General features: G+C 63.6%; 24 protein-coding genes and 1 tRNA gene. 12 read left to right on the top strand and 13 right to left on the bottom strand.

What is annotated here, in order from left to right:
• The first annotated feature begins 16 nt into the window (after positions 1-16).
• Together hutG and ACOYR4_RS12750 are read left to right on the top strand one after the other, a co-directional pair.
• Positions 17-832 carry an N-formylglutamate deformylase gene (hutG, locus tag ACOYR4_RS12755; RefSeq protein WP_422846842.1) on the top strand — a complete coding sequence of 272 codons (816 nt, stop codon included), beginning with the start codon at positions 17-19 and terminating at the stop codon, positions 830-832.
• Positions 833-955: 123 nt separating this feature from the next.
• Entirely contained in the window at positions 956-1,171 is a 216-nt protein-coding gene (locus ACOYR4_RS12750) for a hypothetical protein (protein WP_015014410.1), read from the top strand.
• A 29-nt stretch (positions 1,172-1,200) separates the two neighbouring features.
• Here ACOYR4_RS12750 and asd read toward each other — a convergent pair whose 3' ends face one another.
• The 6 genes from asd to ACOYR4_RS12720 form a co-directional block, all read right to left on the bottom strand.
• Positions 1,201-2,052 (bottom strand): archaetidylserine decarboxylase, encoded by an 852-nt coding sequence (gene asd / locus ACOYR4_RS12745; RefSeq protein WP_015014409.1) that lies wholly within the window; start codon positions 2,050-2,052, stop codon positions 1,201-1,203.
• Between the two features lie 64 nt (positions 2,053-2,116).
• Positions 2,117-2,830, bottom strand: coding sequence for an ABC transporter ATP-binding protein (locus tag ACOYR4_RS12740; RefSeq protein ID WP_015014408.1), 714 nt, complete (start codon positions 2,828-2,830; stop codon positions 2,117-2,119).
• Between the two features lies 1 nt (position 2,831).
• Positions 2,832-3,605: an ABC transporter ATP-binding protein gene (locus tag ACOYR4_RS12735; RefSeq protein ID WP_056063566.1), complete on the bottom strand. Its 774-nt coding sequence runs from the start codon at positions 3,603-3,605 to the stop codon at positions 2,832-2,834.
• Entirely contained in the window at positions 3,598-4,596 is a 999-nt protein-coding gene (locus tag ACOYR4_RS12730; RefSeq protein WP_422846841.1) for a branched-chain amino acid ABC transporter permease, read from the bottom strand. Before ACOYR4_RS12730 ends, ACOYR4_RS12735 begins: the two co-directional genes overlap by 8 nt.
• Before the next feature lie 58 nt (positions 4,597-4,654).
• Positions 4,655-5,518, bottom strand: a complete 864-nt coding sequence (locus ACOYR4_RS12725) for a branched-chain amino acid ABC transporter permease (RefSeq protein WP_015014405.1) — start codon at positions 5,516-5,518, stop codon at positions 4,655-4,657.
• Between the two features lie 111 nt (positions 5,519-5,629).
• Positions 5,630-6,817, bottom strand: a complete 1,188-nt coding sequence (locus ACOYR4_RS12720; protein ID WP_015014404.1) for an ABC transporter substrate-binding protein — start codon at positions 6,815-6,817, stop codon at positions 5,630-5,632.
• Between the two features lie 545 nt (positions 6,818-7,362).
• Here ACOYR4_RS12720 and ACOYR4_RS12715 point away from each other — a divergent pair.
• The 4 genes from ACOYR4_RS12715 to ACOYR4_RS12700 all read left to right on the top strand — a co-directional run bounded on the left by ACOYR4_RS12715 (position 7,363) and on the right by ACOYR4_RS12700 (position 10,389).
• Positions 7,363-8,532, top strand: coding sequence for an HPP family protein (locus ACOYR4_RS12715; RefSeq protein WP_422846840.1), 1,170 nt, complete (start codon positions 7,363-7,365; stop codon positions 8,530-8,532).
• Between the two features lie 302 nt (positions 8,533-8,834).
• Complete coding sequence (gene infA / locus ACOYR4_RS12710; protein WP_015014402.1) at positions 8,835-9,086, top strand: translation initiation factor IF-1; 252 nt, start codon at positions 8,835-8,837, stop codon at positions 9,084-9,086.
• A gap of 185 nt (positions 9,087-9,271) precedes the next feature.
• A tRNA-Pro gene (locus ACOYR4_RS12705) sits at positions 9,272-9,348 on the top strand.
• Positions 9,349-9,645: 297 nt separating this feature from the next.
• Positions 9,646-10,389, top strand: a complete 744-nt coding sequence (locus tag ACOYR4_RS12700; protein WP_015014401.1) for a DUF1624 domain-containing protein — start codon at positions 9,646-9,648, stop codon at positions 10,387-10,389.
• A 101-nt stretch (positions 10,390-10,490) separates the two neighbouring features.
• Here ACOYR4_RS12700 and ACOYR4_RS12695 read toward each other — a convergent pair whose 3' ends face one another.
• The 6 genes from ACOYR4_RS12695 to ACOYR4_RS12670 all read right to left on the bottom strand — a co-directional run bounded on the left by ACOYR4_RS12695 (position 10,491) and on the right by ACOYR4_RS12670 (position 15,223).
• Complete coding sequence (locus ACOYR4_RS12695) at positions 10,491-11,276, bottom strand: foldase protein PrsA (protein WP_015014400.1); 786 nt, start codon at positions 11,274-11,276, stop codon at positions 10,491-10,493.
• Between the two features lie 68 nt (positions 11,277-11,344).
• Positions 11,345-11,605 (bottom strand): BolA family protein, encoded by a 261-nt coding sequence (locus ACOYR4_RS12690; RefSeq protein ID WP_060987418.1) that lies wholly within the window; start codon positions 11,603-11,605, stop codon positions 11,345-11,347.
• A gap of 15 nt (positions 11,606-11,620) precedes the next feature.
• Positions 11,621-12,160 carry a septation protein A gene (locus ACOYR4_RS12685; protein ID WP_422846839.1) on the bottom strand — a complete coding sequence of 180 codons (540 nt, stop codon included), beginning with the start codon at positions 12,158-12,160 and terminating at the stop codon, positions 11,621-11,623.
• A 24-nt stretch (positions 12,161-12,184) separates the two neighbouring features.
• The gene (gene msrB, locus ACOYR4_RS12680; protein WP_060987416.1) at positions 12,185-12,598 is read right to left on the bottom strand and encodes a peptide-methionine (R)-S-oxide reductase MsrB; all 414 of its coding nucleotides are present in this window, start codon (positions 12,596-12,598) and stop codon (positions 12,185-12,187) included.
• Entirely contained in the window at positions 12,595-14,076 is a 1,482-nt protein-coding gene (locus ACOYR4_RS12675) for a protein adenylyltransferase SelO (RefSeq protein WP_422846838.1), read from the bottom strand. Before ACOYR4_RS12675 ends, msrB begins: the two co-directional genes overlap by 4 nt.
• A gap of 79 nt (positions 14,077-14,155) precedes the next feature.
• Positions 14,156-15,223, bottom strand: coding sequence for an AraC family transcriptional regulator (locus ACOYR4_RS12670; RefSeq protein ID WP_422846837.1), 1,068 nt, complete (start codon positions 15,221-15,223; stop codon positions 14,156-14,158).
• A gap of 185 nt (positions 15,224-15,408) precedes the next feature.
• Between ACOYR4_RS12670 and ACOYR4_RS12665 the strand changes: the two genes are divergently transcribed.
• Positions 15,409-17,142 (top strand): carboxylesterase/lipase family protein, encoded by a 1,734-nt coding sequence (locus ACOYR4_RS12665; protein ID WP_422846836.1) that lies wholly within the window; start codon positions 15,409-15,411, stop codon positions 17,140-17,142.
• 46 nt (positions 17,143-17,188) lie between these two features.
• Here ACOYR4_RS12665 and ACOYR4_RS12660 read toward each other — a convergent pair whose 3' ends face one another.
• Positions 17,189-17,875, bottom strand: a complete 687-nt coding sequence (locus tag ACOYR4_RS12660) for a Crp/Fnr family transcriptional regulator (protein ID WP_015014393.1) — start codon at positions 17,873-17,875, stop codon at positions 17,189-17,191.
• Between the two features lie 288 nt (positions 17,876-18,163).
• On the opposite strand from ACOYR4_RS12660, the gene ACOYR4_RS12655 reads away from it, so the two are divergent.
• From ACOYR4_RS12655 to ACOYR4_RS12635, 5 genes are all read left to right on the top strand, one after another.
• Positions 18,164-19,807 carry a 3-(methylthio)propionyl-CoA ligase gene (locus ACOYR4_RS12655; protein ID WP_422846835.1) on the top strand — a complete coding sequence of 548 codons (1,644 nt, stop codon included), beginning with the start codon at positions 18,164-18,166 and terminating at the stop codon, positions 19,805-19,807.
• A gap of 187 nt (positions 19,808-19,994) precedes the next feature.
• A complete protein-coding gene (locus ACOYR4_RS12650; protein ID WP_060987411.1) occupies positions 19,995-21,227 on the top strand; it encodes a branched-chain amino acid ABC transporter substrate-binding protein in 1,233 nt (410 codons plus the stop codon).
• A 95-nt stretch (positions 21,228-21,322) separates the two neighbouring features.
• A complete protein-coding gene (locus ACOYR4_RS12645) occupies positions 21,323-22,276 on the top strand; it encodes a branched-chain amino acid ABC transporter permease (protein ID WP_056063520.1) in 954 nt (317 codons plus the stop codon).
• Between the two features lie 4 nt (positions 22,277-22,280).
• On the top strand, positions 22,281-23,603 hold the full coding sequence (locus tag ACOYR4_RS12640; protein WP_422846834.1) for a branched-chain amino acid ABC transporter permease: 1,323 nt from the start codon (positions 22,281-22,283) through the stop codon (positions 23,601-23,603).
• A gap of 2 nt (positions 23,604-23,605) precedes the next feature.
• Complete coding sequence (locus ACOYR4_RS12635; protein WP_422846833.1) at positions 23,606-24,391, top strand: ABC transporter ATP-binding protein; 786 nt, start codon at positions 23,606-23,608, stop codon at positions 24,389-24,391.
• Position 24,392: the final 1 nt, after the last annotated feature.

Raw genomic sequence — 24,392 nt, 5'->3', positions numbered from 1 at the left:
TACCCGTGAGCTTGTGATGACCGATACCTCTCCACCTCCTTTTGTCTTTTACCCCGGCACTGCGCCGCTGCTGGTGTCCATGCCCCATGCAGGCACCTACGTGCCGCCCGCGCTGGCCGCGCGCTTCACGGATGAGGCCCGCCAGGTGCCCGATACCGACTGGCACATGGAGCGCCTCTATGCGTTTGCCAAAGAAATGGGGGCCTCCATCCTCGTGGCCACGCACTCGCGCTATGTGGTCGACCTGAACCGTCCGCCCGATGGCGCCAGCTTGTACCCGGGGCAGAGCGTGACCGGCCTCTGCCCGGTCGATACGTTCGACGACACGCCCATCTACGCAGCAGGCGATGTGCCCGATGACGCAGAGATCGCTGCGCGCCGTGAGGCTGTCTGGGCGCCATACCACGCGCAACTGCGTGCCGAGCTGGACCGTATCCGAGCGCAACACGGTGTGGCGGTGCTGTGGGACGCCCACTCCATCCGCTCGGTGCTGCCGCGCTTTTTTGAAGGCAAGCTGCCCGACCTGAACCTGGGCACGGCCAACGGTGAAAGCTGCGACCCGGCGCTGGCGCAGGAACTGCTGTCCATCGCCAAAGAGGCCCAGGGCTACACCGCCGTGCTCAATGGCCGCTTCAAGGGTGGGCACATCACGCGCCACTACGGGCAGCCCGCGCAGAACATTCACGCGGTGCAGCTGGAAATGACGCAGTGCAGCTACATGCAGGAGGCCCTGCCGTTTGACTACCTGCCCGAGGTGGCTGCGGGCGTGCAACCCCACCTGCGTAGTATGTTGGAGGCCGCGCTGGCCTTTGCGGCAGCGCAATCGGCGTGAGGCTTACGCCCCAGGGCGGGAAGTATCGGTGCTAGTATGGGCTGGTCGGTCCGCCATGGACCGCCGCCCGGGCCCACCCCACATCCACGCAGGGGCCCGTCATCGCGGGAGGAGCCGCACCCCATGGACCCCACCGCGTACTACTACATGCCTTTGTTCAAGCCAGGCACCTTCGTGCAATGGAACCACCAGCGCGAAACCGTGAGCCACGTGGTGGTGCGCCGCCACGCTCTTATGGTGTATCTGGTGGGGCATGAATCCCCTGTGTACCCTGAAGCGCTGCACCTCGCGCCCACCGCCTTCCGGCTCACGCGCACGCCCGACGCCGACGGTTCGTAAGCGCGTCGCGTCGGCCAAGGGGCTGAAGGTCAGCCCCCAGAGCGCTGTGCCATGGCTTCACCCAGCTGGATGGGGCGCGTGGGTGACCACTGCGGGTTGAATTGCAGCGGCCCTTGTGGGAACAGCATCACCACGGTGGAGCCGAGCAGGAAGCGGCCCATTTCTTCACCCTGCTGCAGACTTACCTGGCCCTTCGCGTAGTCCCACTGCCGCAGCACACCGGTGCGCGGCGGGTTCACCTGCCCGTGCCACACGGTGGCCATGCTGCCCACAATGGTCGCACCCACCAGTACCAGCACAAACGGGCCGTGGGCCGATTCAAAAAAGCACACCACGCGTTCGTTGCGCGCAAACAGGCCGGGCACGCCGCGTGCAGTGGTGGGGTTCACCGAAAACAGGTCGCCCGGCACATGCACCATGCGCGTCAGCTCGCCCGCGCACGGCATGTGGATGCGGTGGTAGTCGCGTGGGCTCAGGTACAGCGTGGCGAAGTGGCCGTTGTCAAAACGTGCCGCAGCAGCGGCGTCGCCACCCACGAGGGCGGTGGTGGAGTAGGTGTGCCCCTTGGCCTGAAAGACCTGGTCCTTGGCGATGGGGCCGAACTGGCTGATGGCGCCATCCACGGGGCAAATCAAATCGGCTTGGGCCAGTGGGCGGGCGCCGGGCTTGAGCGCCCGCGTGAAGAAGTCGTTGAACGAGGTGTAGCTGGCGATGTCGGGGTTGGCCGCCTCGGCCATGTTGACGTTGTAGCGGCCCACAAACCAGCGGATCACCGAGGTGGTGAGGCCGCCCAGCCGGGCCGATGCAAACTTGCCAGCCAGGGTGGTCAGTGCCTGCTTGGGCAGGAGGTATTGCGGCAGAACTGCCAGGCGATCAGACACGGGCGAACCCCTCAAAGACGAAAGCGGACGATTCTATCGGCGGGGCGCTATCGCCCGCACGGGGTCATACCCCGAGGTACTGCTCCAGCAGCAGGGGCTGCGCATGCAAGGCGTCCGAGCTGCCGTCAAACACCACCTGGCCCTTGACCAGGATGACGTTGCGGTCGGTGATCTGCGTGACGTGCTTCCAGTTCTTGTCCACGATCACGCTGCTGATGCCGCTGTCCTTGATGAGGCTGCAGATACGCCAGATCTCGCGTGCGATCAGCGGTGCCAGGCCTTCAGTGGCTTCGTCGAGGATGAGCACGTCGGGGTTGGTCATCAGCGCGCGGCCGATGGTGAGCATCTGCTGCTCGCCGCCGCTGAGCTGCTGGCCGCCGTGGCCCAGGCGTTCCTTCAGGCGCGGAAATGTCTCCAGCACGCGCTCGTAGGTCCAGTCCCGCTGGCCGCGCGTGCCTGCGCGGGCGGCCATCTGCAGGTTCTCGACCACGCTCAGGTTGCCGAAGATGCCCCGGCCCTCGGGCACGTAGGCGATGCCCAGACGCGCCACCTCGTAGGGCGGTTTGCCGGTCATGTCGCGGCCTGCCACGGCCACGCTGCCCGAGCGGGGCTTGACCAGGCCCATCAGCGACTTGAGCAGGGTGCTCTTGCCCATACCGTTGCGGCCCATGAGGCCGATGGTCTCGCCCTGGCCCACGGTGAAATCAATGCCGTGCAGGATGTGGCTGCTGCCGTAGAAGGTGTGGATGCCCTTGGCATCGATCCATGGAGTGGTCATGTCAGTGGTCCTCTCCCAGGTAGGCGGCCTGCACGGTGGCATCGGCGCGTACCTCGGGCGGTGTGCCGTGCGCAATCACCTCGCCGTTGACCATCACCGTCAGACGGTCGGCCAGCGCAAACACCGCATCCATGTCGTGCTCGACCAGCATCATGGCGTGGGCGGGCTTGAGGCGCTGCAGCAGCTCCACCATGCGTTCTGCCTCGGCCACGCCCATGCCAGCCAGGGGCTCGTCGAGCAGCAGCACCTGCGGCTCGGTGGCCAGGGTCATGGCAATTTCGAGCTGGCGCTGCTCGCCGTGGCTCATGGCTCCCGCGATGGCCATGCGCCGGTCTTTGAGGCCTGACAGCTCGATAGCGCTTTCAAGACGTGCGCTGGTTGCTCTGTTTTTGATAGTGTCCGAGCGGGTGTCCTGCCACCAGCGCAAGGGGTTCCAGGGTTGCTGCGCATCGCGCGACTGGGCGGCCAGGCGCACGTTTTCGTGCACGGTGAGCGGCAGGAAGATGTTGGTCTTCTGGTAGCTGCGGCCCAGGCCCTGGCGTGAGATGCGTTCAGGCGCCCAGCCGGTCACATTGGTGCCGCCCAGCAGCACTTGGCCCGAGGTGGGGGGCAGGTCGCCCGAAAGCAGGTTGGTCAGCGTGGACTTGCCCGCGCCGTTGGGGCCGATCACCGCGTGGATCTTGCCCCGCCACAGGTCTACCGAGACACCATTGACGGCGGCCAGGCCGCCAAAGCGCTTGGTGACCTTCTGTGCAGACAACAGGACTTCAGCCATGGTGCGATCCCTCCGAGGCCTTGGCTGCGCCCCGCTGCGCAAACATGCCCAGCAGCCCGCGCGGTGCTGCGACCACCACCAGCACGATGAAGCCGCCCATCAGCAGTTGCCAGTGTTTGCTGATGTCCTTGAACACGTGCAGCAGGTACTCGAACGCAAACGCACCCACGATGGCGCCTGCAAAGTTGCCCATGCCGCCCAGGATGACCATCATGATGGCGTGGGCGCTCATGTGAAAGCCCATGAGTTCAGGATTCACATAGCCGGTCTGCGCGCCCCACAGGTACCCCGCCAGGCCCGCCAGCGCCCCGGCAATGGTGAAGGCGGTGAGCTTGTAGCCCCGCGTGCCAAAGCCCATGGCGCGCATGCGGTGCTCGTTGATGCGGATGCCTGCCAGCGCGCGGCCGAGTGGGCTCCACAGCAGGCGGCGCAGCAGCACATACACCAGCACCACCAGCGCCAGTGTGAAGTAGTAGAAGGTCTTGCGGCCCTCCAGATCGAACGGCAGCCAGCCGAACAGCGCCGCATCAGGCCGGAAGTTGATGTACAGGCCGTCCGATCCCCCCAGCACCTTGTTGTCGAAGAACAGGTAGAACACCATCTGCGCAAAGGCCATGGTGACCATGATGAAGTAGATGCCGTGGGTGCGCACCACAAAGAACCCGATCACCAGTGCCACCAGGCCGGACACGGCTACGGCCAGCGGCAGCGACCACCACAGGCTGACCGGCATGTCCGCCGGGGTGAGAAAGGCGAGGGCGTAGCCCGCCACACCAAAGTACGCCGCGTGGCCCAGTGATACCAGCCCGGTCACGCCCTGCAGCAGATCCAGGCTCATGGCAAAGATGGCCATGATCATCATGCGGGTGACCATTTGTACGTAGAAGTCGCTGCCCACCACGGGGAACAGCAGCAGCGCAGCCAGCCCCATTGCCAGGGCGAACTGCACGCTGCGTGGCAGCACTTCGATATTGGCGCGAGGGGTGCTCATGAGGGGCTGCCGGGCAGGGATGCGTATGGCATGTGCGAAGTGCCGAGCGTGGGGGTAGTCATTGTTTGAAGAGGCCTTCAGGTTTCCACAGCAGCACCGCCGCCATCAGCATATAGACCAGCATGCCCGCTGCCTGTGGCAGCAGCACCTTGCCAAACGTATCGACAAAGCCCACCAGCAGCGCCGCAATGAGCGCACCGCGTACCGAGCCGATGCCACCGATCACCACCACCACAAAACACATGATGAGCACCGATGAGCCCATGTTGGGATACACGCTGGATACGGGTGCAGCCACCATGCCCGCAACCGCCGCCAGGCCCACACCGAGCGCAAACACGATGGCATGGATCAGCTTGATGTTTACGCCCAGGGACTCGGCCATGTCGCGGTTGAATGCGCCAGCGCGGATCTTCATGCCCAGGCGGGTCTTGGAGATCAGCAGGTACAGCGCCACAGCCAGCGCAATGCACACGCCCGAGATGAACAGCCGGTAGACCGGGTAGGAGAGGGTGTCTGTGAGCGGGATCGACCAGTCCAGTACCTTGGGGATGGGCACGCCATGCACATCGTCGCCCCACAGGATGGAGCGCAGTTCTTCAAAGATGTAAATCAGCCCGAAGGTCAGCAGCACCTGGTCCAGATGGTCGCGGTGGTAGAAGTGGCGGAACAGCAGCCATTCGAGCGCCAGCCCGAAGACCACCGACAGCAGCGCGCCGCCTACGATCGCGAGTGCCAGGCTGCCGAAATGCCCCGACAGCGAATATGCGAGGTAAGCCCCCAGCATGTAAAAGCTGCCGTGCGCCAGGTTCACCACGCCCATGATCCCGAAGATCAGCGTGAGCCCGGCCGCCAGCATGAACAGCAGCAGGCCGTATTGCACGCTGTTGAGCAGCTGGATCAGGAACGTCGCGAAATCCATGGAGGGCTGGGTTTGGAGTGCAAAAAATCAACCCGCGCAGAACGAGGCCGGCGGAGGAAGCCCGGCACGCAAGCCGGGCGGTTGGGGCGGAAAATGGGCCGACCGAACGGCTTAGCCCATGCGGCAACCGGCGCCGCTGTCGGCCAGTGCCTTGGCGGCCACGCCGATCACCTTGTTTTCCTTGTTCTCCACCCGGCGCAGGTAGATGTCCTGCACGGGGTTGTGGGACTTGCTCATCGTCCACTTGCCGCGTGGGCTGTCGATGACGGCGCTTTCCATCGCCTTGATGACGGCTGGTTTGGCAGACAGGTCGCCCTTGACCGCGTTGGCGCCCTGCACCAGCAGCAGGCCGGTGTCGTAGCCTTGCACGGCGTACACATCGGGCTGGCTGCGGAAGGCCTTGGCGTATTCCAGGCGGAACTGCTTGTTGCGCGGTGTGTCGAGCGAGTCGCTGTAGTGCATGGTGGTGATGATGCCGTCGGCCGCTGGGCCCGCAGCGTCCAGCACGCCTTCGGTCAGGAAGCCCGAGCCATACAGCGGAATCTTGTCCTTGAGGCCGGCGGCCGCGTAGTCCTTGATGAACTTGGCCGCGCCGCCACCGGCAAAGAAGCAGGCCACGGCATCGGGCTTGAGCGCGGCAATCTCGGTCAGCAGCGCCTGGAATTCGACGTTGGGGAAGGGCAGGCCCAGTTCCTTGACGATGGTGCCACCCGCCTTGGTGTAGCTTTCCTTGAAGCCCTCGAAGGCCTCATCGCCAGCCGCGTACTTCCAGGTGATCCACACGGCCTTCTTGTGGCCCTTTTCGACCATGGCCTTGCCCAGCGCCAATGTGGGCTGGGAATTGCTGAACGAAGTGCGGAACACGTTGGGGGCACACAGCGCGCGGGTGGCTGCGTGTACGCCTGCGTTGGGGATCAGGTTGAGCACGCCGGTGTCGCGCGCCACCTTCTGGATACCCATCTGCACGCCCGAGTGCACGGTACCGATCAGCACATCCACCTTGTCGCGCTGCACCAGCTTGCTGGCGTTTTCCACGCCCTTGCTGGGCTCGGACTCGTCATCCACCTTGAACCATTCGATCTCGCGCCCGCCGAGCTTGCCGCCTTGCTGGTCGATGGCCAGGCGCACGCCGTTTTCAATGGCCACGCCCAGCTGGGCAAATGTGCCGGTGTAGGGCAGCATGAACCCCACGCGCACTTTGCCGCTTTGCGCACGCACGATGGAGGGCAGCAGCAGGCCCGTGGATGCTGCGCCAACGAGGGCGGCACTGCGGCTGATGACGAGGCGGCGGGTGGTCATGGGGCTTGTCTCCTTTGTTTAGGCTTAAAGTAATTTACTGCAAGCGTTCGGTGGTGAATACCTATGGGTTACCCGTACCAGCGCTCGTTTCGGGTTTCAAGAGCGGGGGGAGCTTCACGGCTTTTTTGTCTTCGCTGCTGAGAAGCCTGACGGATCGGTGCGGCATGGATGCCAATGTGGATGGTCACTGCAGCCCAACGGAAAATTTGAAACATGAATTAAAATGCATGTATTGAATTTTTGTGCAGTATAGAGCGTGTTTTTGGATTGGGGTGGTCGATTTGGGCTTGCGTTCTAGGTAGTTTCCAGCAGGGCGCGCAGCCGCGACACCGACCAGGCCACGGCAACTCCCTGTCGCACCGAAAACCTCCCGTGCCCCAGCAGCATGGCGCTGCCTGCACAATCGTGGTTTGATCATCCAGTCCGTCGCATATGGTCAGACGGCCTGGCCGGGCGATAGCGTTGTGGACTGCACCGCAGCCCACCATCCCGCAGTCTGTGCCGAGTTGATGCAGCTTGCCGCTGCATCCGCATTTTTATTCTGTATGCCTTCTTCTCCCTCCGACCTGTCTCCTTCCGCCCCAATCCGGCCATCTTGGGCGGCTCGCTTGACCGAATGGCTGCGTCATTTCTGGCCCGCTCCGTTGGGGATTGATGGCAAGGAGCGTCTGAGGTTTGTGGTGGGCGCGGTGATCGGTGTGCTGCTCACAGCATGGCTCAGTCGCTGGTGGGCCCAGGGCAATGGCTCGGGCCCGTGGATGGTGGCTTCGCTGGGCGCCAGTGCCGTGCTGGTGTTCGGCATGCCTTCCAGCCCGCTGGCCCAGCCCTGGCCGGTTTTGGGGGGCAGCACGTTGTCGGCGCTGGTCGGGGCGGTCTGTTCTGCGTTGATTTCAGACAAGGCCTTGGCGGGGGCGGTGGCTGTGGGGCTGGCGATTGCGCTCATGGTGCCTTTGCGTTGTCTGCATCCGCCAGGCGGGGCCATGGCCTTGTACGTGGTGCTCACCTCGGGCGATGGCTGGCACCTGGCCGCGTTTCCGGTGCTCTTCAACGTGGTGCTGCTGTTGATTGCCGCCGTGGTCTACAACGGGTTGACGGGCCGCCGCTATCCACACCCCCAGCGCGTCGCGCCGAAGGCGGCAGCAAGCCAGGGGGCCTTCACTGCATCGGACGTGGATGCGGCGCTGGCCCATTACAACCAGGTGCTCGACGTGAGCCGTGCAGACCTCGAAGGGTTGTTGCACCTGGCGGGTCGTGCTGCTTTCCAGCGGACGCTGGGGGAATTGCGCTGCGCGGACATCATGTCGAGCCCGCCGTACGCTGTGGAGGCCGGCGTGTCGCTCAAAGAAGCGTGGGCGCTGATGCGGCTGCAGCAGATCAAGGCACTGCCCGTGGTGGATGCCCAGCGCCACGTCATCGGCATCGTGACGGTGGCGGACTTCATGCGGCTGGCGAATCTGGACACCCACGAGGGGTTGGGGCAGCGCCTGCGCACGCTGGTCATGGGGCGCGGCGGGCAGCCTCAGACTGTGGGCGAGATCATGTCGCACCCGGTCCAGGTGGCGCGTGCAGGGCAGCACGCGATGGATCTGGTCCCCCTGTTTTCGCAGGGTGGCCACCACCACATTCCCATCGTGGATGACGTGGATCACCTCGTGGGCATCATCACCCAGACCGACCTGGTGCGTACGTTGGCCTCCGCAGTGCAGGCGCGATAGCGGGCGGCAGCTGAGGTCCTGATGAATGGGCGCGGCGCCCACGCCACAGAGGGGCCCCGCCGTGCCATAGGCAACTTACAGGTTGTCGCGGTACAATTGACAGGCTTTGCGCAGCGCTGACGCCTGTTCATTGACGCCGTCTCCCGGCCCTCTGCCTGATCTGCGCCCTGGGTGCAGCGACTCCCACCGCCCGCCATGCACCGTGTGTCGAGTTTCGACAACGCTGCAGCTGCCGTGGTGAATGCAAAAAACCGCTCAGGCGCCGACCACAGAACATTTGCTTTGAAGAGATAGAGAAACACATGGCCAAAGAAGAACTCATTGAAATGCAGGGCTCCGTCACGGAAGTCTTGCCGGACTCGCGCTTTCGCGTCACGCTGGACAACGGTCACCAACTGATCGCCTACACCGGCGGCAAGATGCGCAAGCACCACATCCGCATCCTGGCGGGTGACAAGGTGTCGCTCGAAATGTCTCCTTATGACCTGACCAAGGGCCGCATCACCTTCCGCCACCTGGCAGGTCGTGGCCCTGGCCCGTCGTCCAGCCGCTGATCGTTTCTTTCCCGGTCCGTGGCAGACCGGGGAAGGTGTTTGATTTTTCTGGTTCGTCTTTTGCCATGTCGCAGCCTTTGGGCCTTTCCCCCGTCATCTGTTCGCCTTGCCACTTGCTAAAAAAAATCAAAAAAGCAGGCGTTGAATCCAAAACGGGGAATTCGGCGGGTTAGAATACGAGCTGTCGGAGCGTAGCGCAGCCTGGTAGCGCATCTGCTTTGGGAGCAGAGGGTCGCGAGTTCGAATCCCGCCGCTCCGACCAATGTTTGAAGGCCTTGCAGCACATGCTGCAAGGCCTTTTTTCTTGCTCGCTTCGAGGCATCGCGTCGCAACAAACAGGCTCACTGGCGGCGGATCAAGGCCATGTTCAGCGGGTATGTCGGAAGGCAGGCCGAATCTCCGTACCATTGGCTCCATCGCCCACAAACGCCCTTAGATGCTCATTTGCACCTGACCCTGCCGCGCACAGGTGCTTGCCGCTACCCCCATGACTCTTTCTGTGCATTCCAAAGCCGCTGAGGCTTCCGCATCGCAGCCCCGTGGGCCTGACTCTCTTGCCATGCGTCGTTACGACGCCGTCGATGCATTGCGTGGCGTAGCGATGGTGTGGATGACGGTGTTCCACTTCTGTTTTGATCTGAGCCACTTCGGTCTGTGGCCGCAGAATTTCCGTGTCGATCCTTTCTGGACCACGCAGCGCACCATGATCGTGAGCCTGTTCCTGTTCTGTGCAGGGCTGGGGCAGGCCATCGCCTGGCACCAGGGGCAGGGCTGGCGCAGGTTTGGGCGTCGGTGGATGCAGATCGCCGGGTGCGCATTGCTCGTATCTGCCGGGTCGTTTGTGATGTTTCCAGCCAGCTTCATCTATTTTGGTGTGCTGCACGGCATGGCGGTGATGTTGCTCATCGCTCGCTGTACCGCTGGTTGGGGGCGCTGGTTGTGGCTGGCCGGATTGGTTGCGGTGGCCTTGCCGTGGGCCGCGCAGCAGCTTCTGACGGGGGTATGGGCAGATGCCGCACCTTGGTTCAATGGGCGAGCACTGAATTGGCTGGGGCTGGTGTCGCGCAAGCCGTTCACCGAAGACTATGTGCCCGTGTTGCCGTGGCTCGGTGTGCTCTGGTGGGGGCTCGCGGCAGGCCAATGGGCGGTGCGAGCGCGCAAGGGTTGGCTGCAATGGCGGCTACCCGCCGGGCTCACGCCGCTGGCAACGCTGGGGCGGTGGAGCCTGAGCTACTACATGGCCCACCAGCCGGTGATGATTGGCTTGCTGATGGCGGTGGTGTGGGTGATGGGGCGGACTTGAGCCTCGTGAATTAGGTGGGATTGCGGCACAGCCTGAGCCCATAAAAAAACGCGACCGAGGTCGCGTTTTTTTGTTGCCAGAACGGCTGAGTGCCCGTTGGCTTATTCCACCTTGGCCTTGGCGCGCAGGTCTTCCTGGAACTTGGCCAGCTTTTGCTGTTGCAGCTGTTGTGCGACTTGTGGCTTCACCTCTTCGAGCTTGGGCAGCTCGGCCTGGCGCACATCGTCCAGGCGGATGATGTGCCAGCCAAACTGGCTCTTCACGGGCGTCTCGGTCATCTTGCCCTTTTCGAGCTTGACCAGCGCTTCGGTGAATTCGCTCACGTAGCTCGATGGGTTGGCCCAGTCGAGGTCGCCGCCTTTGGCGCCGGAGCCTGGGTCCTTGGACTGCTTCTTGGCGATATCTTCAAACTTCGCGCCCTTCTTGATGGACGCGATGATGGCCTTGGCGTCGGCTTCCTTTTCCACCAGGATATGGCGGGCCTTGTATTCCTTGCCGCTGTTGGCAGCCACGAACTTGTCGTATTCGGCCTGGATTTCAGCGTCCGTGACGGGGTTCGTCTTCTGGAAATCGGCGAACAGTTCGCGGATCAGGATGGCCTGGCGGGCCAGTTCCAGCTGGGATTTGTAGTCTGCCGAGGTTTCCAGGCCGCGCTTTTGGGCTTCCTGCATGAAGATTTCACGGGCGATGACTTCTTCCTTGATCTGGCCTTCGATGTCGGGCGTCACAGGGCGGCCCGAGCGTTCCACCTGCTGCTTGAGCGCTTCGACACGTTCCTTGGGAACCGCCTTGCCGTTGACGATGGCGACATTCTGGGCGGAAACGGGCAGGGCCAACGTGCCCAGCACGGCAGCGGCCACCAGGCCGGACAGGAGCTGTTTCTTCATGCGAAATCCAAAAAAATAAGGGGTTTGTTTGCCAGCTGAAATCCGGCAGCTATAGATCTGGGGCCGGTTCAGAGAACTTCAATGGCGAGGGCGTGAACGCCTTGGTCAATAAATTCTTGCAGCGCATCATACACAAGGCGGTGTTGGGCCACTCGGGTGCGTCCTGTAAAGAAAGGTGACGCGATCCGCACCCGAAAATGCGTGCCAAATCCGGTGCCGTTGGCGCCTGCGTGGCCTGCGTGGGCCGCGCTTTCGTCCAGCACCTCCAGGTGGCTGGGGGTGAGGCGGTCGGCCAGTGTCTGGTGCATCTGGTCTGCGATGGAGGTCATGGGCTTTATGCGTGTTCAGGTGGTGGGCTCATCGCCCTTGAGGTGGGGGGCGATGTAGATGCCCTGAGCCACCAGGAAGACCAGCGGAAACGCATAGCCCCAGAGCTTGAAGTCCACCCAGGCCTCGGTGCTGAAGTTCATCACCACGTAGGCGTTGATGGCCGACATGAACGCGCAATAGACGATCCAGGCCACGTTCAGGCGCTGCCAGACGGCGTCGGGCAAGTCCAGCTGGCTCCCCAACAGCATCTTGAGAAAGTTCTTCTTGAGCGCCCACAGCGCCACCGCCAGGGCCATCGACATCGCACCGTAGAGCACAGTGGGTTTCCACTTGATGAACCGGTCGTCCTGCAGCACCAGCGTGAGCGTGCCGAACAGCAGGATCAACACCAAGGTGACCTTGTGCATGGTCTGCAGGCGCCGGTCGATGGCATAGATGATGGCCATCTGCAAGGCCGTGGCCGCCATGAGCACTGCGGTGCCTACGTAGATGCCGTAGAACTTGTAGGCCCCGAAGAACAGCAGTATGGGGAAGAAGTCGATCAGAATTTTCATGGAATCAGCAAGAAATGCCGGGCTTCAGCGGTCTCCGGACTCGAAGTCCAGCGATGCCGAGTTCATGCAATACCGCAGCCCGGTAGGCGCTGGGCCATCTTCAAACACATGGCCCAGGTGCGCCCCGCATTGTGCACACACCGTTTCGGTGCGGACCATGCCATGGCTGCGGTCCACGATTTCGGTGATGGCGCCGGGGACGGCTTCGGAAAAGCTGGGCCAGCCGCAGCCCGCGTCAAACTTGGTGACCGAGTCGAACAGCTTGGCACCGCAGCAGATGCAGTGGTAGCTGCCGTCGGCCCAGTGGGCTTCGTACTTGCCCGTGAAGGGGCGCTCGGTGGCGGCATGGCGCGTGACCTGGAAGGCCACGGGTTCGGCGCCTTTTTCGCGCAGTACGGCTTGCCATTCGGCATCTGTCTTCTGGATAGGGTGGGTCATGATGAACAGCTGATCTCGATGGAAGACGCCCAGTCGGGCGGGAAGGCGGCGTAGGCGTCGTGCCCGGGGTGCTCGGCAAACGGGCGCTCCAGCAGCCGCTGCAGGGTTTGGAGTTCGCCAAAGTCGCCAAGTTTCGCCGCACGGATGGCCTGTTCGCCCAGGTGGTTGCGCAGCACGAACTTGGGATTGGTTTTGAGCATCAAATCGGCTTGATGCGCTACATCCATATGCCTCGAATGCTCTGAATATAGTAGCAACCATTGGTCACAGCCGGCGCGGTCTGCAAACAGGTCGCGTACGGGCTCCATGTCTTGGGTGCCCACGGCGTGCGACAGGCGACGCCAGAAGATGGGGTAGTCCACCCCGTTCTGGGCCAGCAGCAGCAAGATGCCGTCGATGAGTGCGCCATCACCATCGCTGGCCTCTACCAACCCCAGCTTGGCGCGCATTTGGGCCATGAAGGCTTCTGGGAAAACCGTCTTGTAAGACTCCAGCGCCTGCTTGGCCAGGTCCTGGTCCTCGATCAGGGGCAGCAGCGCCTGCGCCAGGCAAAACAGGTTCCAGTACGCCACATTGGGCTGGCGGTTGTAGGCGTAGCGGCCTTGCGAGTCGCTGTGGTTGCACACGTGGCCGGGCACAAAAGCGTCCAGAAACTGAAAGGGCCCATAGTCAATCGTCAGTCCCAGGATGCTCATGTTGTCGGTGTTCATCACCCCGTGGCAAAAGCCCACGGCCTGCCACTGCGCCATGAGGCGCGCGGTGCGCTCGCTCACCGCCTGCAGCAGGGCGGCGTAGGGGTTGCCTGCCAGGCCGGTGCCGTCCCGGCATTCGGGGTAGTAGCGGTCGATGACGTAGTCGGCAAGCGTTTGCAGCGCGGCTTCCTGGCCGTTGGCTGCAAAGTGTTCAAAGTGGCCAAAGCGCACAAAGCTGCGCGCCACGCGGGTGACGACAGCAGCGGTCTCGATCTCCTCGCGGCGCACTTGCCCTGGGGAGCCAGTGATGCACAACGCGCGCGATGTCGGCACACCCAGGCCGTGCATGGCTTCGCTGCACAAAAACTCGCGGATGCTGGAGCGCAATACCGCGCGGCCATCGCCCATGCGTGAATAGGGCGTGCGTCCCGCACCCTTGAGCTGGACCTCCCACCCCGAGGCTGTCTCACCGAGCAAGATGGCCCGTCCATCGCCCAGCTGGCCGGCCCAGACGCCAAACTGGTGCCCGCTGTACACGCTTGCTAGGGGGCGGGAACCTGCCAGCAGGCGGTTACCGGTGAAGGCTTGCAGTGCCTCGTCGCTGCGCAGGGCGGCTTCATCCAGCCCCAGCAGTTGCGCCACGGCGGGGCTGGTGCCTACCCAATGGGGCGTGGGCAGAGGGGTGGGGCGCAGTTCGGTGAAAAAGTCGGGGCCCAGCGCGGCAAAGCGGTGGTCCCAGGCGAGGCCGAGGTCGGTGCGGGCGTCGCTGTCGGCGGTCAGGGTCATGGGCTGGATTGTCTCGCAGGCCGGATGTCCCGGCGCCCACAGGGCCATGGCAGGGTGGGGAGGGCTAGCACTGCAACCGTTAGAGCGACGCTGCCGCTGCCAGGAAGGCTGCGCTGGGTGCGGGCTGCACCAGCTGCTGGCGGTACTGGCCTGGTGGCATGCCGAACCAGCGCTTGCAGGCCCTGAAGAGGTTGCTCTGGTCGCTGAACCCCAGCTGGTCGGCGACCTCGGCCAGGCTGCGGCGTGGGTCGGCCAGATACTGGCTGGCCAGCTCGCTGCGGGTGTCGTCCAGCAGTTGCTGAAAACTCACCGACTCTGCCTGCAGCCGGCGCTGCAGGGTGCGGTCGGTCAGGTGCAGGCGTGCCGCCACGTCCTCGCGGCGGGGTTCGCCCAGGTGCAGCATGCGAGATATCTCGGTGCGCACCTTGGCGCTGACCAGCGACTGGCCCAACGGGCCTAACTGCCCCAGCTCGGCCTCCACTAGTTGTTCGTGCAGCGCCCACAGGCTGGGGTTGTGGGTGGGGATGGGTTGCAGCAGGTCGGCTTCGGCCATCAGAAAGCGGTTCACCGGCTGGCCAAAGCGGGGTGGCACGCCGAATGCCGCGCGATGCCGCGTGTCGTCGGCCGGTGCTGGGGTGACCAGCTCCACGGCCAAGGGTGTGAGGTCGCGCCGGGTGAGCCAGTCGCACAGCGTCAGCAGGGTGAGCACCGCAAACTCCACCCGCTGCCGCGGTATGGGGCGCGAGGCGCCGATGTGGTTGAGCACCAACCAGTAGCCGCGCGGGTCCCGCTCCATCGAGAACGTGGTGGCGTCCGAGATCAGCGCCATGTGGCGGTCCAGGTGTCTGAAGCCTTCGAGCAGATTCGGCCCCGAGGCGAGTGCATGGCCCACCAAGTCCAGCTTGCCGTAGCGCGCAGCCAGTTGGCGGTCCAGGCCCAGCCCTGGGCGGGCGTAGTGCTGGGCCGCGGCCTCCCACAAGCGACTGACGCGGTCCACATCCACGCGGGTGTGGGGGTGTTGCAGGCTCTCCAGATCGATGTCGGCCTGCGCGCACAGGGCCTGCACTGGCAGGCCCTCGGCCGCAAACAGCTCGGCAATACCGCGCACCCAGGCGGCAGAGCTGGTGCGCTGCGGCAGCGGGTTCATGGGCAAGTCCCTGTCTCAGGGTTTACGCGCGGGTGGTGTTCTGAAGTCACTGTTTTGGTGTGGTTGCGATAGTGGGTTGTAGGCCAGGCGTTTCCACAATCGGCGCCGAGGTCGGGCCCAGGCGCGAGTGTGATGCGTTCTGCAGGCCCGCCCCATTCCTGAAAACCCCGAAGGAGACAAACAACATGGCCTATTTTGCAAAGAGCCTGCGCTGGGGCGCAGCCTGTCTCGCCGCTGTGATGACCACGGCGTGTGGTGGCTCTGGCGGTACGCCGCCCGAACTGCGCGAAACCCGCTACGGCATGGTGCGCGGTACGGACGACAGCGCCACCAGCGGCACCTATGCCTGGAAGGGCGTTCCCTACGCCCAACCCCCCGTGGGGCCCCTGCGCTGGCAGCCGCCTGCAGAGCCCGCCGCCTGGATGGGCGAGCGCAGCGCCACCCGATTTGGAAACGCCTGCCTGCAGATGGGCCGCATTTACGGACCAGGGGCCAACAACCGCTTTGACGACACGATTGGTCAGACGCTGAACACGCCGCTGGGCAGCGAAGATTGCCTGACCCTCAACATCTGGCGCCCGGCCACCGCGCAGGACAACCTGCCGGTGCTGGTCTTCATCCATGGCGGCAGTGCCATCTCGGGCTACACCGCTGACCCGGTGTACGACGGCGCGGCGCTGGCCAAGTCAGCCAATGCCGTAGTGGTCACGGCCAACTACCGGCTTGATGTGCTGGGGTATCTGCAGTTGCCCGCGCTGCATGCGGGCAACAGTGGCAGTGGAGGCAACGCGGGCAGCAGCGGCTACACCGGCAACTATGCGTTGCTGGACGTGGTGCAGGCGCTGCGGTTCGTGCAGGGCAACATCGCCCGGTTTGGCGGCAATGCAGGCAATGTCACGTTGATGGGGCAGTCGGCGGGGGCCATCAATGCCCTGGCGCTGCTGACGGCGCCGCAGGCCAGCGGGCTGTTCCACAAACTGGTGCCGATCAGCGGGGGGATTTCCCTGGCGACCAACTTGCCCGCCGGGTCCATCCCCACACTCAACCCGCTCTCCCGCTACGCCACACAGGCCAGCCAGCTGCTCGCGCATCTGGCCGTGGCCGATGGCCTGGCGCCCGCATTGCCAGAAGCCCAGGCTTTGGTGGCAGGTTGGCCCCCCGCGCAGGTGGCCAGCTACCTGCGCGGCAAGGATGCGCGGGTCATCTTGCAGACGGTGCTGGCGAAGGGGCTGACAGGCTCCGGTCCCATCCCGGACGGTGTGGTGGTGCCGGCCGATCCGATTGCCGAGATCGGTGCGGGGCGGTATCACAAGGTGCCCGTGCTGTCCGGCTACACGGCCGAGGAGGGCAAGCTGTTTGCCCCCTTCCTGGTGCTGCTGGGCGGCAAGCCCGGCATGAAGATCAGCGATGCCGACCGCTTCGCGATGATGCAGCGCTTTGACCCCGATGCGCCCACGACCCTGACTGCGGCGGACATTCTGGATGCGTCCTACCTGCCGGTGACGGCCCCAGGCACGGGCTACAACGCACGCACACAGCTGCTGGGCAATGTGTTCATTGGCGCCAGCCGCGACAACCTGCTGAACGCCCTGCGCAGCCAGCAGAGCAACGTGTGGAACTACCAGTTCAACTGGGCCCAGCAGCCCGCACCGTGGAACGATGTTTACGGCGCGGCCCATGCGTTCGACCTGCCGTTTGTGTTTGGCAACTTCGGTCCCTCGGTGTTTGCGAAGGCGACCAACAGCACCGCCAACCAGCCGGGGCGCCTGGCCTTGTCGCGAGCCATGATGGACAGCTTGCGGGCGTTTGTGCACACCGGTGATCCCAACAACGCCACGCTGGGCCAGACCTGGCAGCCCTGGCCCCGCAAGTTCATCTTTGATGCGGACCAGAAGGCGGTGCGCCTGAGCGTTCAATGACCCTCGCGCTGCAGATGCTGAACAGCTCTTGGCCGAATGCGGCTGGTCAGTGTGCGGCCGTGGCGGCGAGGTATGCGTTCAGCGCCTCGTCGTCCACGATGGCCACACGCCCGAAGTCCAGCGACACGATGCCCATGCCCTCCAGCGAGCGCAGCACCTTGTTCACGGTCTGCCGCGACAGGCCCACCAGTTGCCCCAGCTCCTCCTGCGTGAGGTTGAGCCGCCGCGTACTGCGCCAGAACAGGCGGCTGAGGTACAGCGCCACGCGGTGCTCGGTGGACTGGGTGCGCCCGGCTTCGATGATGGTCATGGCCTGGCCCAGCCGCATGTTCAGGTGCAGCACCAGGAACTGGTTGAACGCCAGACTGGTCTCGCGCAGCGTGGCAAACAGCGGCAGGGGCAGGCACAGCAGGGTGGTGGGGCGCAGCGCCACCACGTGGTACCTGCGGGGCTCCGGCTTCATGGCCGAGCCTTCGCCAAACCATTCGCCATCGGGCACTCCGATGAAGGCGGACGACCGGCCCTGGCTGGTGGGGCTCTGCAGCATCACCAGGCCTGACAGCACGGCATGCCAGCCCTGCACGGCGCTGCCGGCTGGCATCATCACCGCGCCCTTGTCGGCCTGCTCGGCAAACACCTCTTCGCGCAGCCGCTCCTGCATGGCGGCAGGCAGGCCCGCGAACCAGGGCTGGGCGGCGATGAAGCGTTGGGCAGAAGGTGCGGCGCAGAGCATGGGCCTGATTGTCGCTGCAGCGGTGCCTGCGGTTCAGGGTATTCCCTTGCCCTTTGTCAGTGGGACGACAAGTGTTGGCAGCCATGCCTGTCGGGCGCACACTCCGCAGCGGTTCACGGGGTCCGGCGATGGTGCAGCCATGCCGCCTCCGATGCCACGCCAGCGCGGTGGTGCGGCGTGCGTGGGTTCATCCCAGTGGCGTGCGGGGGCACGACGCGGGCGACACCCGGATGCCGGTACGCGCGCTACGATGACCGTTCCATTCACTACAACATCCAAGGAGTATTCATGCTGGGCTTGATGCAGAGTCAACCGTTGCTGATTTCGTCGCTGATCGAATTCGCAGAGCGCCACCACGGCGACGCCGAAATCGTGTCCCGACGGGTGGAGGGGGACATCCATCGCTACACGTACCGCGACCTCGCCGCACGTGCCCGCCGCCTGGCCAATGCGCTGGATGACCAGAAGCTCCAGTTCAGCGACCGGGTGGCCACGCTGGCCTGGAACGGCTATCGCCACATGGAGATGTATTTCGGCGTGAGCGGATCGGGCCGGGTGCTCCACACCGTCAATCCACGCCTGCACCCCGACCAGATCGCCTGGATCATCAACCACGCCGAAGACCAGGTGCTGTGTTTTGACACCACCTTCCTGCCCCTGGTGCAGGCGGTGCATGCCAAGTGCCCCACTGTCAAGAAATGGGTCGCCCTGTGCGACGCCGACAAGCTGCCTGCCGACACAGGCATTCCCGGCCTGACCAGCTACGAAGCCTGGATTGGCGCGCACTCGTCCGACTACGCTTGGCCCGAGTTTGACGAGAACTCCGCATCCAGCATGTGCTACACCAGCGGCACCACGGGCAACCCCAAGGCCGCGCTGTACAGCCACCGTTCCACCACGCTGCACGCCTACGCTGCGGCGCTGCCCGACGTCATGTGCCTCTCGGCCCGCGACTCGGTGCTGCCGGTGGTGCCCATGTTCCACGTCAATGCCTGGGGCATTCCGTACTCGGCTGCACTCACAGGCTGCAAGCTGGTGTTCCCCGGCCCGGCGATGGATGGCAAGTCGATCTACGAACTCATCGAAGCGGAGAAGGTGAGCTATGCCGCAGGCGTGCCCACCGTGTGGCAGATGATGCTGGGCCACATGAAGCCTGCAGGCCTCAAGTTCTCCACCCTGCGCCGTACGGTCATCGGCGGCTCGGCCTGCCCGCCCGCCATGATCCACGCGTTCAAGGAAGACTACGGCGTGGAGGTGCTGCACGCCTGGGGCATGACCGAGATGAGCCCGTTGGGCACGCTGTGCACGCTCAAGAACAAGCACCTCGCCATGTCCAAGGACGAGCAGATGAAGATCCTGCAAAAGCAGGGCCGTGCGATTTATGGTGTGGACATGAAGATCGTGGGGGGCGACGGTAACGAGCTGCCCTGGGACGGAAAGACCTACGGGGATTTGCTGGTCAAGGGCCCCTGGATTGTGGGCAGCTACTTCAAGGGCGAGGGCGGCGACCCGCTGGTGCGCGACGCGCAGGGCCGGGGCTGGTTCCCCACCGGTGATGTGGCCACCATCGATGCCGACGGCTTCATGCAGATCACGGACCGCAGCAAGGACGTGATCAAGTCCGGCGGCGAATGGATCAGCTCCATCGACATCGAGAACATTGCCATGGCCCATCCCGCCATTGCCATGGCAGCGTGTGTGGGTATGCCGCACCCCAAGTGGGACGAACGCCCCATCGTGGCCGTGGTCAAGCGCTCCGGTGCGGAGGTCACGCGCGAAGAGCTGCTGGCCTTCTACGAAGGCAAGACGGCCAAGTGGCAGATCCCCGATGACGTGGTGTTTGTCGATGCCATTCCGCTGGGTGCCACCGGCAAGATGCTCAAGACCAAGCTGCGTGAGCAGCTCAAGGATTACAAGCTTCCCGGCCTGTGATCAGGGTGGGGCAATGCATGTGTGTGCATCGTTTGCGAACGCCATTTTTTGCACTGCCCCAGGCTGGTGCGCGCTCGGGGGAGCGCTGCGCCAGTCACGTGTGCGACGCTGGTAGGGGCAATCCCTGAGCATCGCTTTGTTGCAACGCGGTACGCTGCGTTGTGTCGATTTACAAGGAGACAAAAGCATGAAGTTCGCTATTAAGGCTGTAGCAGCCTCGGTAATCTTGGCAAGCGCTGGCGGGGCCTTCGCTCAAAAGGGCGAGACGGTCAAAATCGCCTGGCTCGACCCCCTGTCTGGCCTGATGGCAGCCGTGGGAACGAACCAGCTCAAGAGCTTCCAGTTCATCGCTGAAGAGTTCAACAAGAAGAACCCTGCCGGCGTCAAATTTGAAATCATCGGCATCGACAACAAACTGAGCCCGCAGGAAACCACCAGCGCACTGCGCTCGGCCATGGACCAGGGCGCGCGCTACGTGGTGCAGGGCAATGGCTCTGGCCCGGCCCTCGCCATCATGGACGCGCTGGAAAAGCACAACGCGCGCAATCCCGGCAAGGAAGTCCTGTTCCTGAACTACGCCGCTGTGGACCCAGACCTCACCAACAGCAAGTGCAGCTACTGGCACTTCCGTCTGGACGCAGACACCTCCATGAAGATGGAAGCGCTGACGACCTACATGAAGGACCTGCCAGAGGTCAAGAAGGTCTACCTGATCAACCAGAACTACTCGCACGGCCACCAGGTCTCCAAGTTCGCCAAGGAGATGATGCAGCGCAAGCGCCCCGACGTGCAGTTCGTGGGGGACGACCTGCATCCTCTCGCCCAGGTGCGTGACTTCTCGCCCTACATCGCCAAGATCAAGGCATCGGGCGCTGACAGCGTGATCACCGGCAACTGGGGCTCTGACCTGGCGCTGCTGATCAAGGCCGCGAACGACGCAGGTCTGAACAACGTCAACTTCTACACCTACTACGGCTCGGTCACGGGCAGCCCGACCGCCATGGGCGCCGCTGCCGCAGGCCGCGTGTATATGGTGGCTTATGCCCACATGAACCTGCCTGGCCCGCTGAACCAGATCGTGGTGGACTACAAGAAGAAGTTCAACGACGACATGTACACCGGTGCCGTGTACCACGCCTTCACCATGCTGTCAGAAGGCTTCGTGAAGGCCAAGTCCACCGACCCCGTCAAGGTGGCTGCAGCGTTCGAAGGCATGAAGTTCAAGAGCTTCAACGGTGAAGTCGAGATGCGCAAGACCGACCACCAGTTGCAGCAGGGCCTGTTCATTTCCAAGTGGGAAAAAGCCGGCGGCAAGTACCCCATCGACTCGGAAAACACCGGCTACACCTTCGTGCCGCTGAAGTACTACGAACCCTACGTGGCCAGCACGCCCACGTCGTGCCAGATGAAGCGCCCCTGATGTGGCGCTGGCGCTGGGACCCTGTTCCCAGCCGTCAGAACTTCGAGGCCCGACGTACTCGGGCCTTTTTTTTCCCTCCGTGATGAAAAATTCCAATGAATCCTGAGTTTTTCGTGATCTCTTTGCTGAACGGCGTGAGCTACGGGCTCCTGCTTTTCATGCTGAGTTCCGGCCTCACGCTGATCTTCAGCATGATGGGCGTGCTCAACTTTGCACACACCAGCTTTTACATGCTGGGTGCCTATTTCGCGTTCACCATCTCCGGGGTGGTGGGCTTCTGGCCAGCGCTGGTGCTGGCTCCGCTCGTGGTGTTTGTGCTGGGCGCTGCATTTGAGCGCTATGCCTTGCGCCGGGTGCACAAGTTCGGCCATGTGCCCGAGCTACTGGTCACGTTCGGCCTGTCGTACCTGATCCTGGAAGTCGTGCAGCTGGTTTGGGGCCGCTCCACGGTGCCCTACGGCCTGCCCGAGCAACTGCAGGGGCCGCTGTTCTCGCTATACGGCACCCAGTTTCCCAAGTCGCGTTCGTTTGTGATGCTGGTGGCGCTGTTGATGCTGCTGTCGGTATGGCTGCTGCTCACCCGCACACGCATCGGGCTGGTGATCCAGGCGGCTCTCAAGTACCCAGAGATGGTCGAGGCGCTGGGCCACAACGTGCCGCGCGTGTTCATGCTGGTGTTTGGCGGCGGTGCCGCGCTAGCGGGCCTGGCAGGCGTGATCGGCGGCAACACCTATGTCACCGAGCCTGCGATGGCCGCATCCGTGGGCTCCATCATCTTCGTGGTGGTGGTGGTCGGCGGCATGGGGTCGCTGGCAGGGGCCTTCATTGCTTCGCTGCTGATCGGTGTGGTGCAGACCTTTGCCGTGGCGCTGGACTACTCGCTGATCCACGTCTTCAAGGCAGTGGGTGTGGCCGTGACCGACCAGACCTTCGGCTACCCCTTGCTCAAGCTCACGATTTCCCAGGTGGCGCCCATCCTGCCGTACCTGTTCCTCGTGCTGATCCTGATCTTCCGCCCCAAGGGCCTGTTGGGCACGCGGGAGGACTGAAGCCATGAATTCGACCACTCATCCTGTTTCTGGTGCCACGTCGCACTACCGGTTCAAGCCCTGGAACGTGGGGCGCTTTGTGATCTGGACGCTGTTTGCTGTCGCACTGATCGTCGCGCCCATGCTGTTTCGCAGCAGCCTGGCGCTGACCATGCTCTCGCAGATCGGCTACCTCATCATCATCTGCCTGTCGTACAACATGTTGCTGGGGCAGGGCGGCATGCTGAGCTTCGGCCACGCGGTGTACACCGGCCTGGGCTCGTTCATTGCGATCCATGCGATGAACATGGCGGGCAAGGGCAGCTTCAGCATTCCCCTGGTGCTCATCCCCATCGTGGGCGGACTGGCGGGGGCGTTCTTTGCGATCTTGCTGGGTTTTGTCACGACCAAGAAGTCGGGCACCACGTTCGCCATGATCACGCTGGGCATTGGCGAGCTGGTGGCCTCGATGGCGCTGATGTTCCCCGAGTTCTTCGGGGGCGAAGGCGGCATCACCACCGACCGCGTGTACGGCCAGTCGTTCTTCGGCATCACCTTCGGTCCTGCGATTCAGGTGTACTACCTGATTGCCGTTTACTGCTTCATTTGCACGGCGGCGATGTTCGCCTTCACCGGCACACCGCTGGGCCGCATCCTGAATGCAGTGCGTGACAACCCCGAACGTGTGGAGTTCATTGGCTACAACACGCAGCGCGTGCGCTACTTCGCCTTCATCATCGCGGGCTTCTTTGCTGGCATTGGTGGTGGCCTGGCCACGATCAACTTCGAGATCGTGACGGGTGCCGACAGCCTGAACGTGGTGCGCTCGGGTGGCTACCTGCTGTTCACCTTCCTGGGCGGGGCCACGTTCTTCTTCGGTCCCATCATTGGCGCGGTGTTGCTCGTGCTGGCGTCGGTGCTGCTGTCCGAGCTGTCCAAGGCCTGGCTGCTGTACCTGGGCCTGGTGTTCCTGTTCATGGTGATGTACGCGCCCGGCGGCGTGGCCAGCCTGATCATGATGAATCTGCGCCTGGCCAAGTTTGGCAAGCTGCGCCAGCTGTGGACCTCGTACCTGGCCCTGGGCGGTACCGCCCTGGTGGGTGTGATGGGTGCGGCCTGCATGATCGAGATGACCTACCACCTGCAGCTCAATGCAGCGCTGGGGCCAGAGCTGACCTTCCTGGGCGCCACGCTCAACGCCAAGGGCTTTACCAGCTGGTTTGGCGCGGTGTTTGTGATGGTGACGGGCTTTGCCCTGTTTGAACTCTGCCGCCGCCAGTTTGTGCGCCAGTGGAGCAAGATTCAGGAAGAAATAGAACATGAAATCAAGCGTGGGGAGGCTTTGTAACCATGGCGGCTGACAACGCAACCTATGCGCTCGAACTGCGCGACCTGCGCAAGAGCTTTGGCAAGACCGAGATCATCCGCGGCGCCAACCTGGCCGTTGCGCCCGGTGAGCGCGTGGCCATCATCGGCCCCAACGGTGCCGGCAAGTCCACGCTGTTCAATCTGATCAGCGGGCGCTTCGCGCCCACCAGTGGCGACGTGATCCTGAACGGCCAGCGCATCAATGGCATGGCGCCGTACGAGATCAACCGGCGCGGGCTTTCGCGCAGCTTCCAGATCACCAACATCTTCCCCAAGCTGTCGGTGTTCGAGAACCTCCGCTGCGGCGTGCTGTGGAGCATGGGCTACAAGTACACGTTCCTGCGCTTCCTGTCGAACCTGCACGATGCCAATGAGCGCGCCAAGCAGCTCATGGAGATGATCAAGCTCGACAAGAAGCGCGACACGCTGGCCATGAACCTCACCTACGCCGAGCAACGCGCGCTGGAGATCGGCATCACCATCGCGGGCGGTGCCAACGTGATCTTGCTGGACGAGCCCACGGCCGGCATGAGCAAGACCGAAACCTCGCGCTTCATCCACCTCATCAAGGAAGTGACCGAGGGCCGTACGCTGCTGACCGTGGAGCACGACATGGGTGTGGTATTCGGTCTGGCCGACAAGATCGCTGTGGTGGTGTACGGCGAGGTGATCGCCTTTGACACGCCCGACAAGGTGCGCGCCAACCAGCGCGTGCAAGAGGCCTATCTGGGATCGGTCGTCGCGGAAGAGCAGGGGGCGGGACACTGAC

The sequence above is a fragment of the Acidovorax sp. M14 genome (assembly GCF_049331375.1).
Classification (GTDB): domain Bacteria; phylum Pseudomonadota; class Gammaproteobacteria; order Burkholderiales; family Burkholderiaceae_C; genus Acidovorax.
Note: the sequence above shows the minus strand (reverse complement) of the source record. Positions and strands in the feature narration are given on the sequence as shown.

Bases quoted from the DNA above. Each gene is read 5' to 3' on its own strand.
- ACOYR4_RS12730 (WP_422846841.1), bottom strand. From the start codon at position 4,596: ATGAGCACCCCTCGCGCCAATATCGAAGTGCTGCCACGCAGCGTGCAG.
- ACOYR4_RS12715 (WP_422846840.1), top strand. From the start codon at position 7,363: ATGCCTTCTTCTCCCTCCGACCTGTCTCCTTCCGCCCCAATCCGGCCA.
- ACOYR4_RS12670 (WP_422846837.1), bottom strand. From the start codon at position 15,223: ATGAACCCGCTGCCGCAGCGCACCAGCTCTGCCGCCTGGGTGCGCGGT.
- ACOYR4_RS12740 (WP_015014408.1), bottom strand. From the start codon at position 2,830: ATGACCACTCCATGGATCGATGCCAAGGGCATCCACACCTTCTACGGC.
- ACOYR4_RS12725 (WP_015014405.1), bottom strand. From the start codon at position 5,518: ATGGATTTCGCGACGTTCCTGATCCAGCTGCTCAACAGCGTGCAATAC.
- hutG (WP_422846842.1), top strand. From the start codon at position 17: ATGACCGATACCTCTCCACCTCCTTTTGTCTTTTACCCCGGCACTGCG.
- ACOYR4_RS12645 (WP_056063520.1), top strand. From the start codon at position 21,323: ATGAATCCTGAGTTTTTCGTGATCTCTTTGCTGAACGGCGTGAGCTAC.
- ACOYR4_RS12650 (WP_060987411.1), top strand. From the start codon at position 19,995: ATGAAGTTCGCTATTAAGGCTGTAGCAGCCTCGGTAATCTTGGCAAGC.
- ACOYR4_RS12735 (WP_056063566.1), bottom strand. From the start codon at position 3,605: ATGGCTGAAGTCCTGTTGTCTGCACAGAAGGTCACCAAGCGCTTTGGC.
- ACOYR4_RS12700 (WP_015014401.1), top strand. From the start codon at position 9,646: ATGCGTCGTTACGACGCCGTCGATGCATTGCGTGGCGTAGCGATGGTG.
- infA (WP_015014402.1), top strand. From the start codon at position 8,835: ATGGCCAAAGAAGAACTCATTGAAATGCAGGGCTCCGTCACGGAAGTC.
- msrB (WP_060987416.1), bottom strand. From the start codon at position 12,598: ATGACCCACCCTATCCAGAAGACAGATGCCGAATGGCAAGCCGTACTG.
- ACOYR4_RS12660 (WP_015014393.1), bottom strand. From the start codon at position 17,875: ATGCTCTGCGCCGCACCTTCTGCCCAACGCTTCATCGCCGCCCAGCCC.
- ACOYR4_RS12635 (WP_422846833.1), top strand. From the start codon at position 23,606: ATGGCGGCTGACAACGCAACCTATGCGCTCGAACTGCGCGACCTGCGC.
- ACOYR4_RS12695 (WP_015014400.1), bottom strand. From the start codon at position 11,276: ATGAAGAAACAGCTCCTGTCCGGCCTGGTGGCCGCTGCCGTGCTGGGC.
- ACOYR4_RS12640 (WP_422846834.1), top strand. From the start codon at position 22,281: ATGAATTCGACCACTCATCCTGTTTCTGGTGCCACGTCGCACTACCGG.
- ACOYR4_RS12750 (WP_015014410.1), top strand. From the start codon at position 956: ATGGACCCCACCGCGTACTACTACATGCCTTTGTTCAAGCCAGGCACC.
- ACOYR4_RS12655 (WP_422846835.1), top strand. From the start codon at position 18,164: ATGCTGGGCTTGATGCAGAGTCAACCGTTGCTGATTTCGTCGCTGATC.
- ACOYR4_RS12665 (WP_422846836.1), top strand. From the start codon at position 15,409: ATGGCCTATTTTGCAAAGAGCCTGCGCTGGGGCGCAGCCTGTCTCGCC.
- ACOYR4_RS12690 (WP_060987418.1), bottom strand. From the start codon at position 11,605: ATGACCTCCATCGCAGACCAGATGCACCAGACACTGGCCGACCGCCTC.
- ACOYR4_RS12720 (WP_015014404.1), bottom strand. From the start codon at position 6,817: ATGACCACCCGCCGCCTCGTCATCAGCCGCAGTGCCGCCCTCGTTGGC.
- ACOYR4_RS12685 (WP_422846839.1), bottom strand. From the start codon at position 12,160: ATGAAAATTCTGATCGACTTCTTCCCCATACTGCTGTTCTTCGGGGCC.
- ACOYR4_RS12675 (WP_422846838.1), bottom strand. From the start codon at position 14,076: ATGACCCTGACCGCCGACAGCGACGCCCGCACCGACCTCGGCCTCGCC.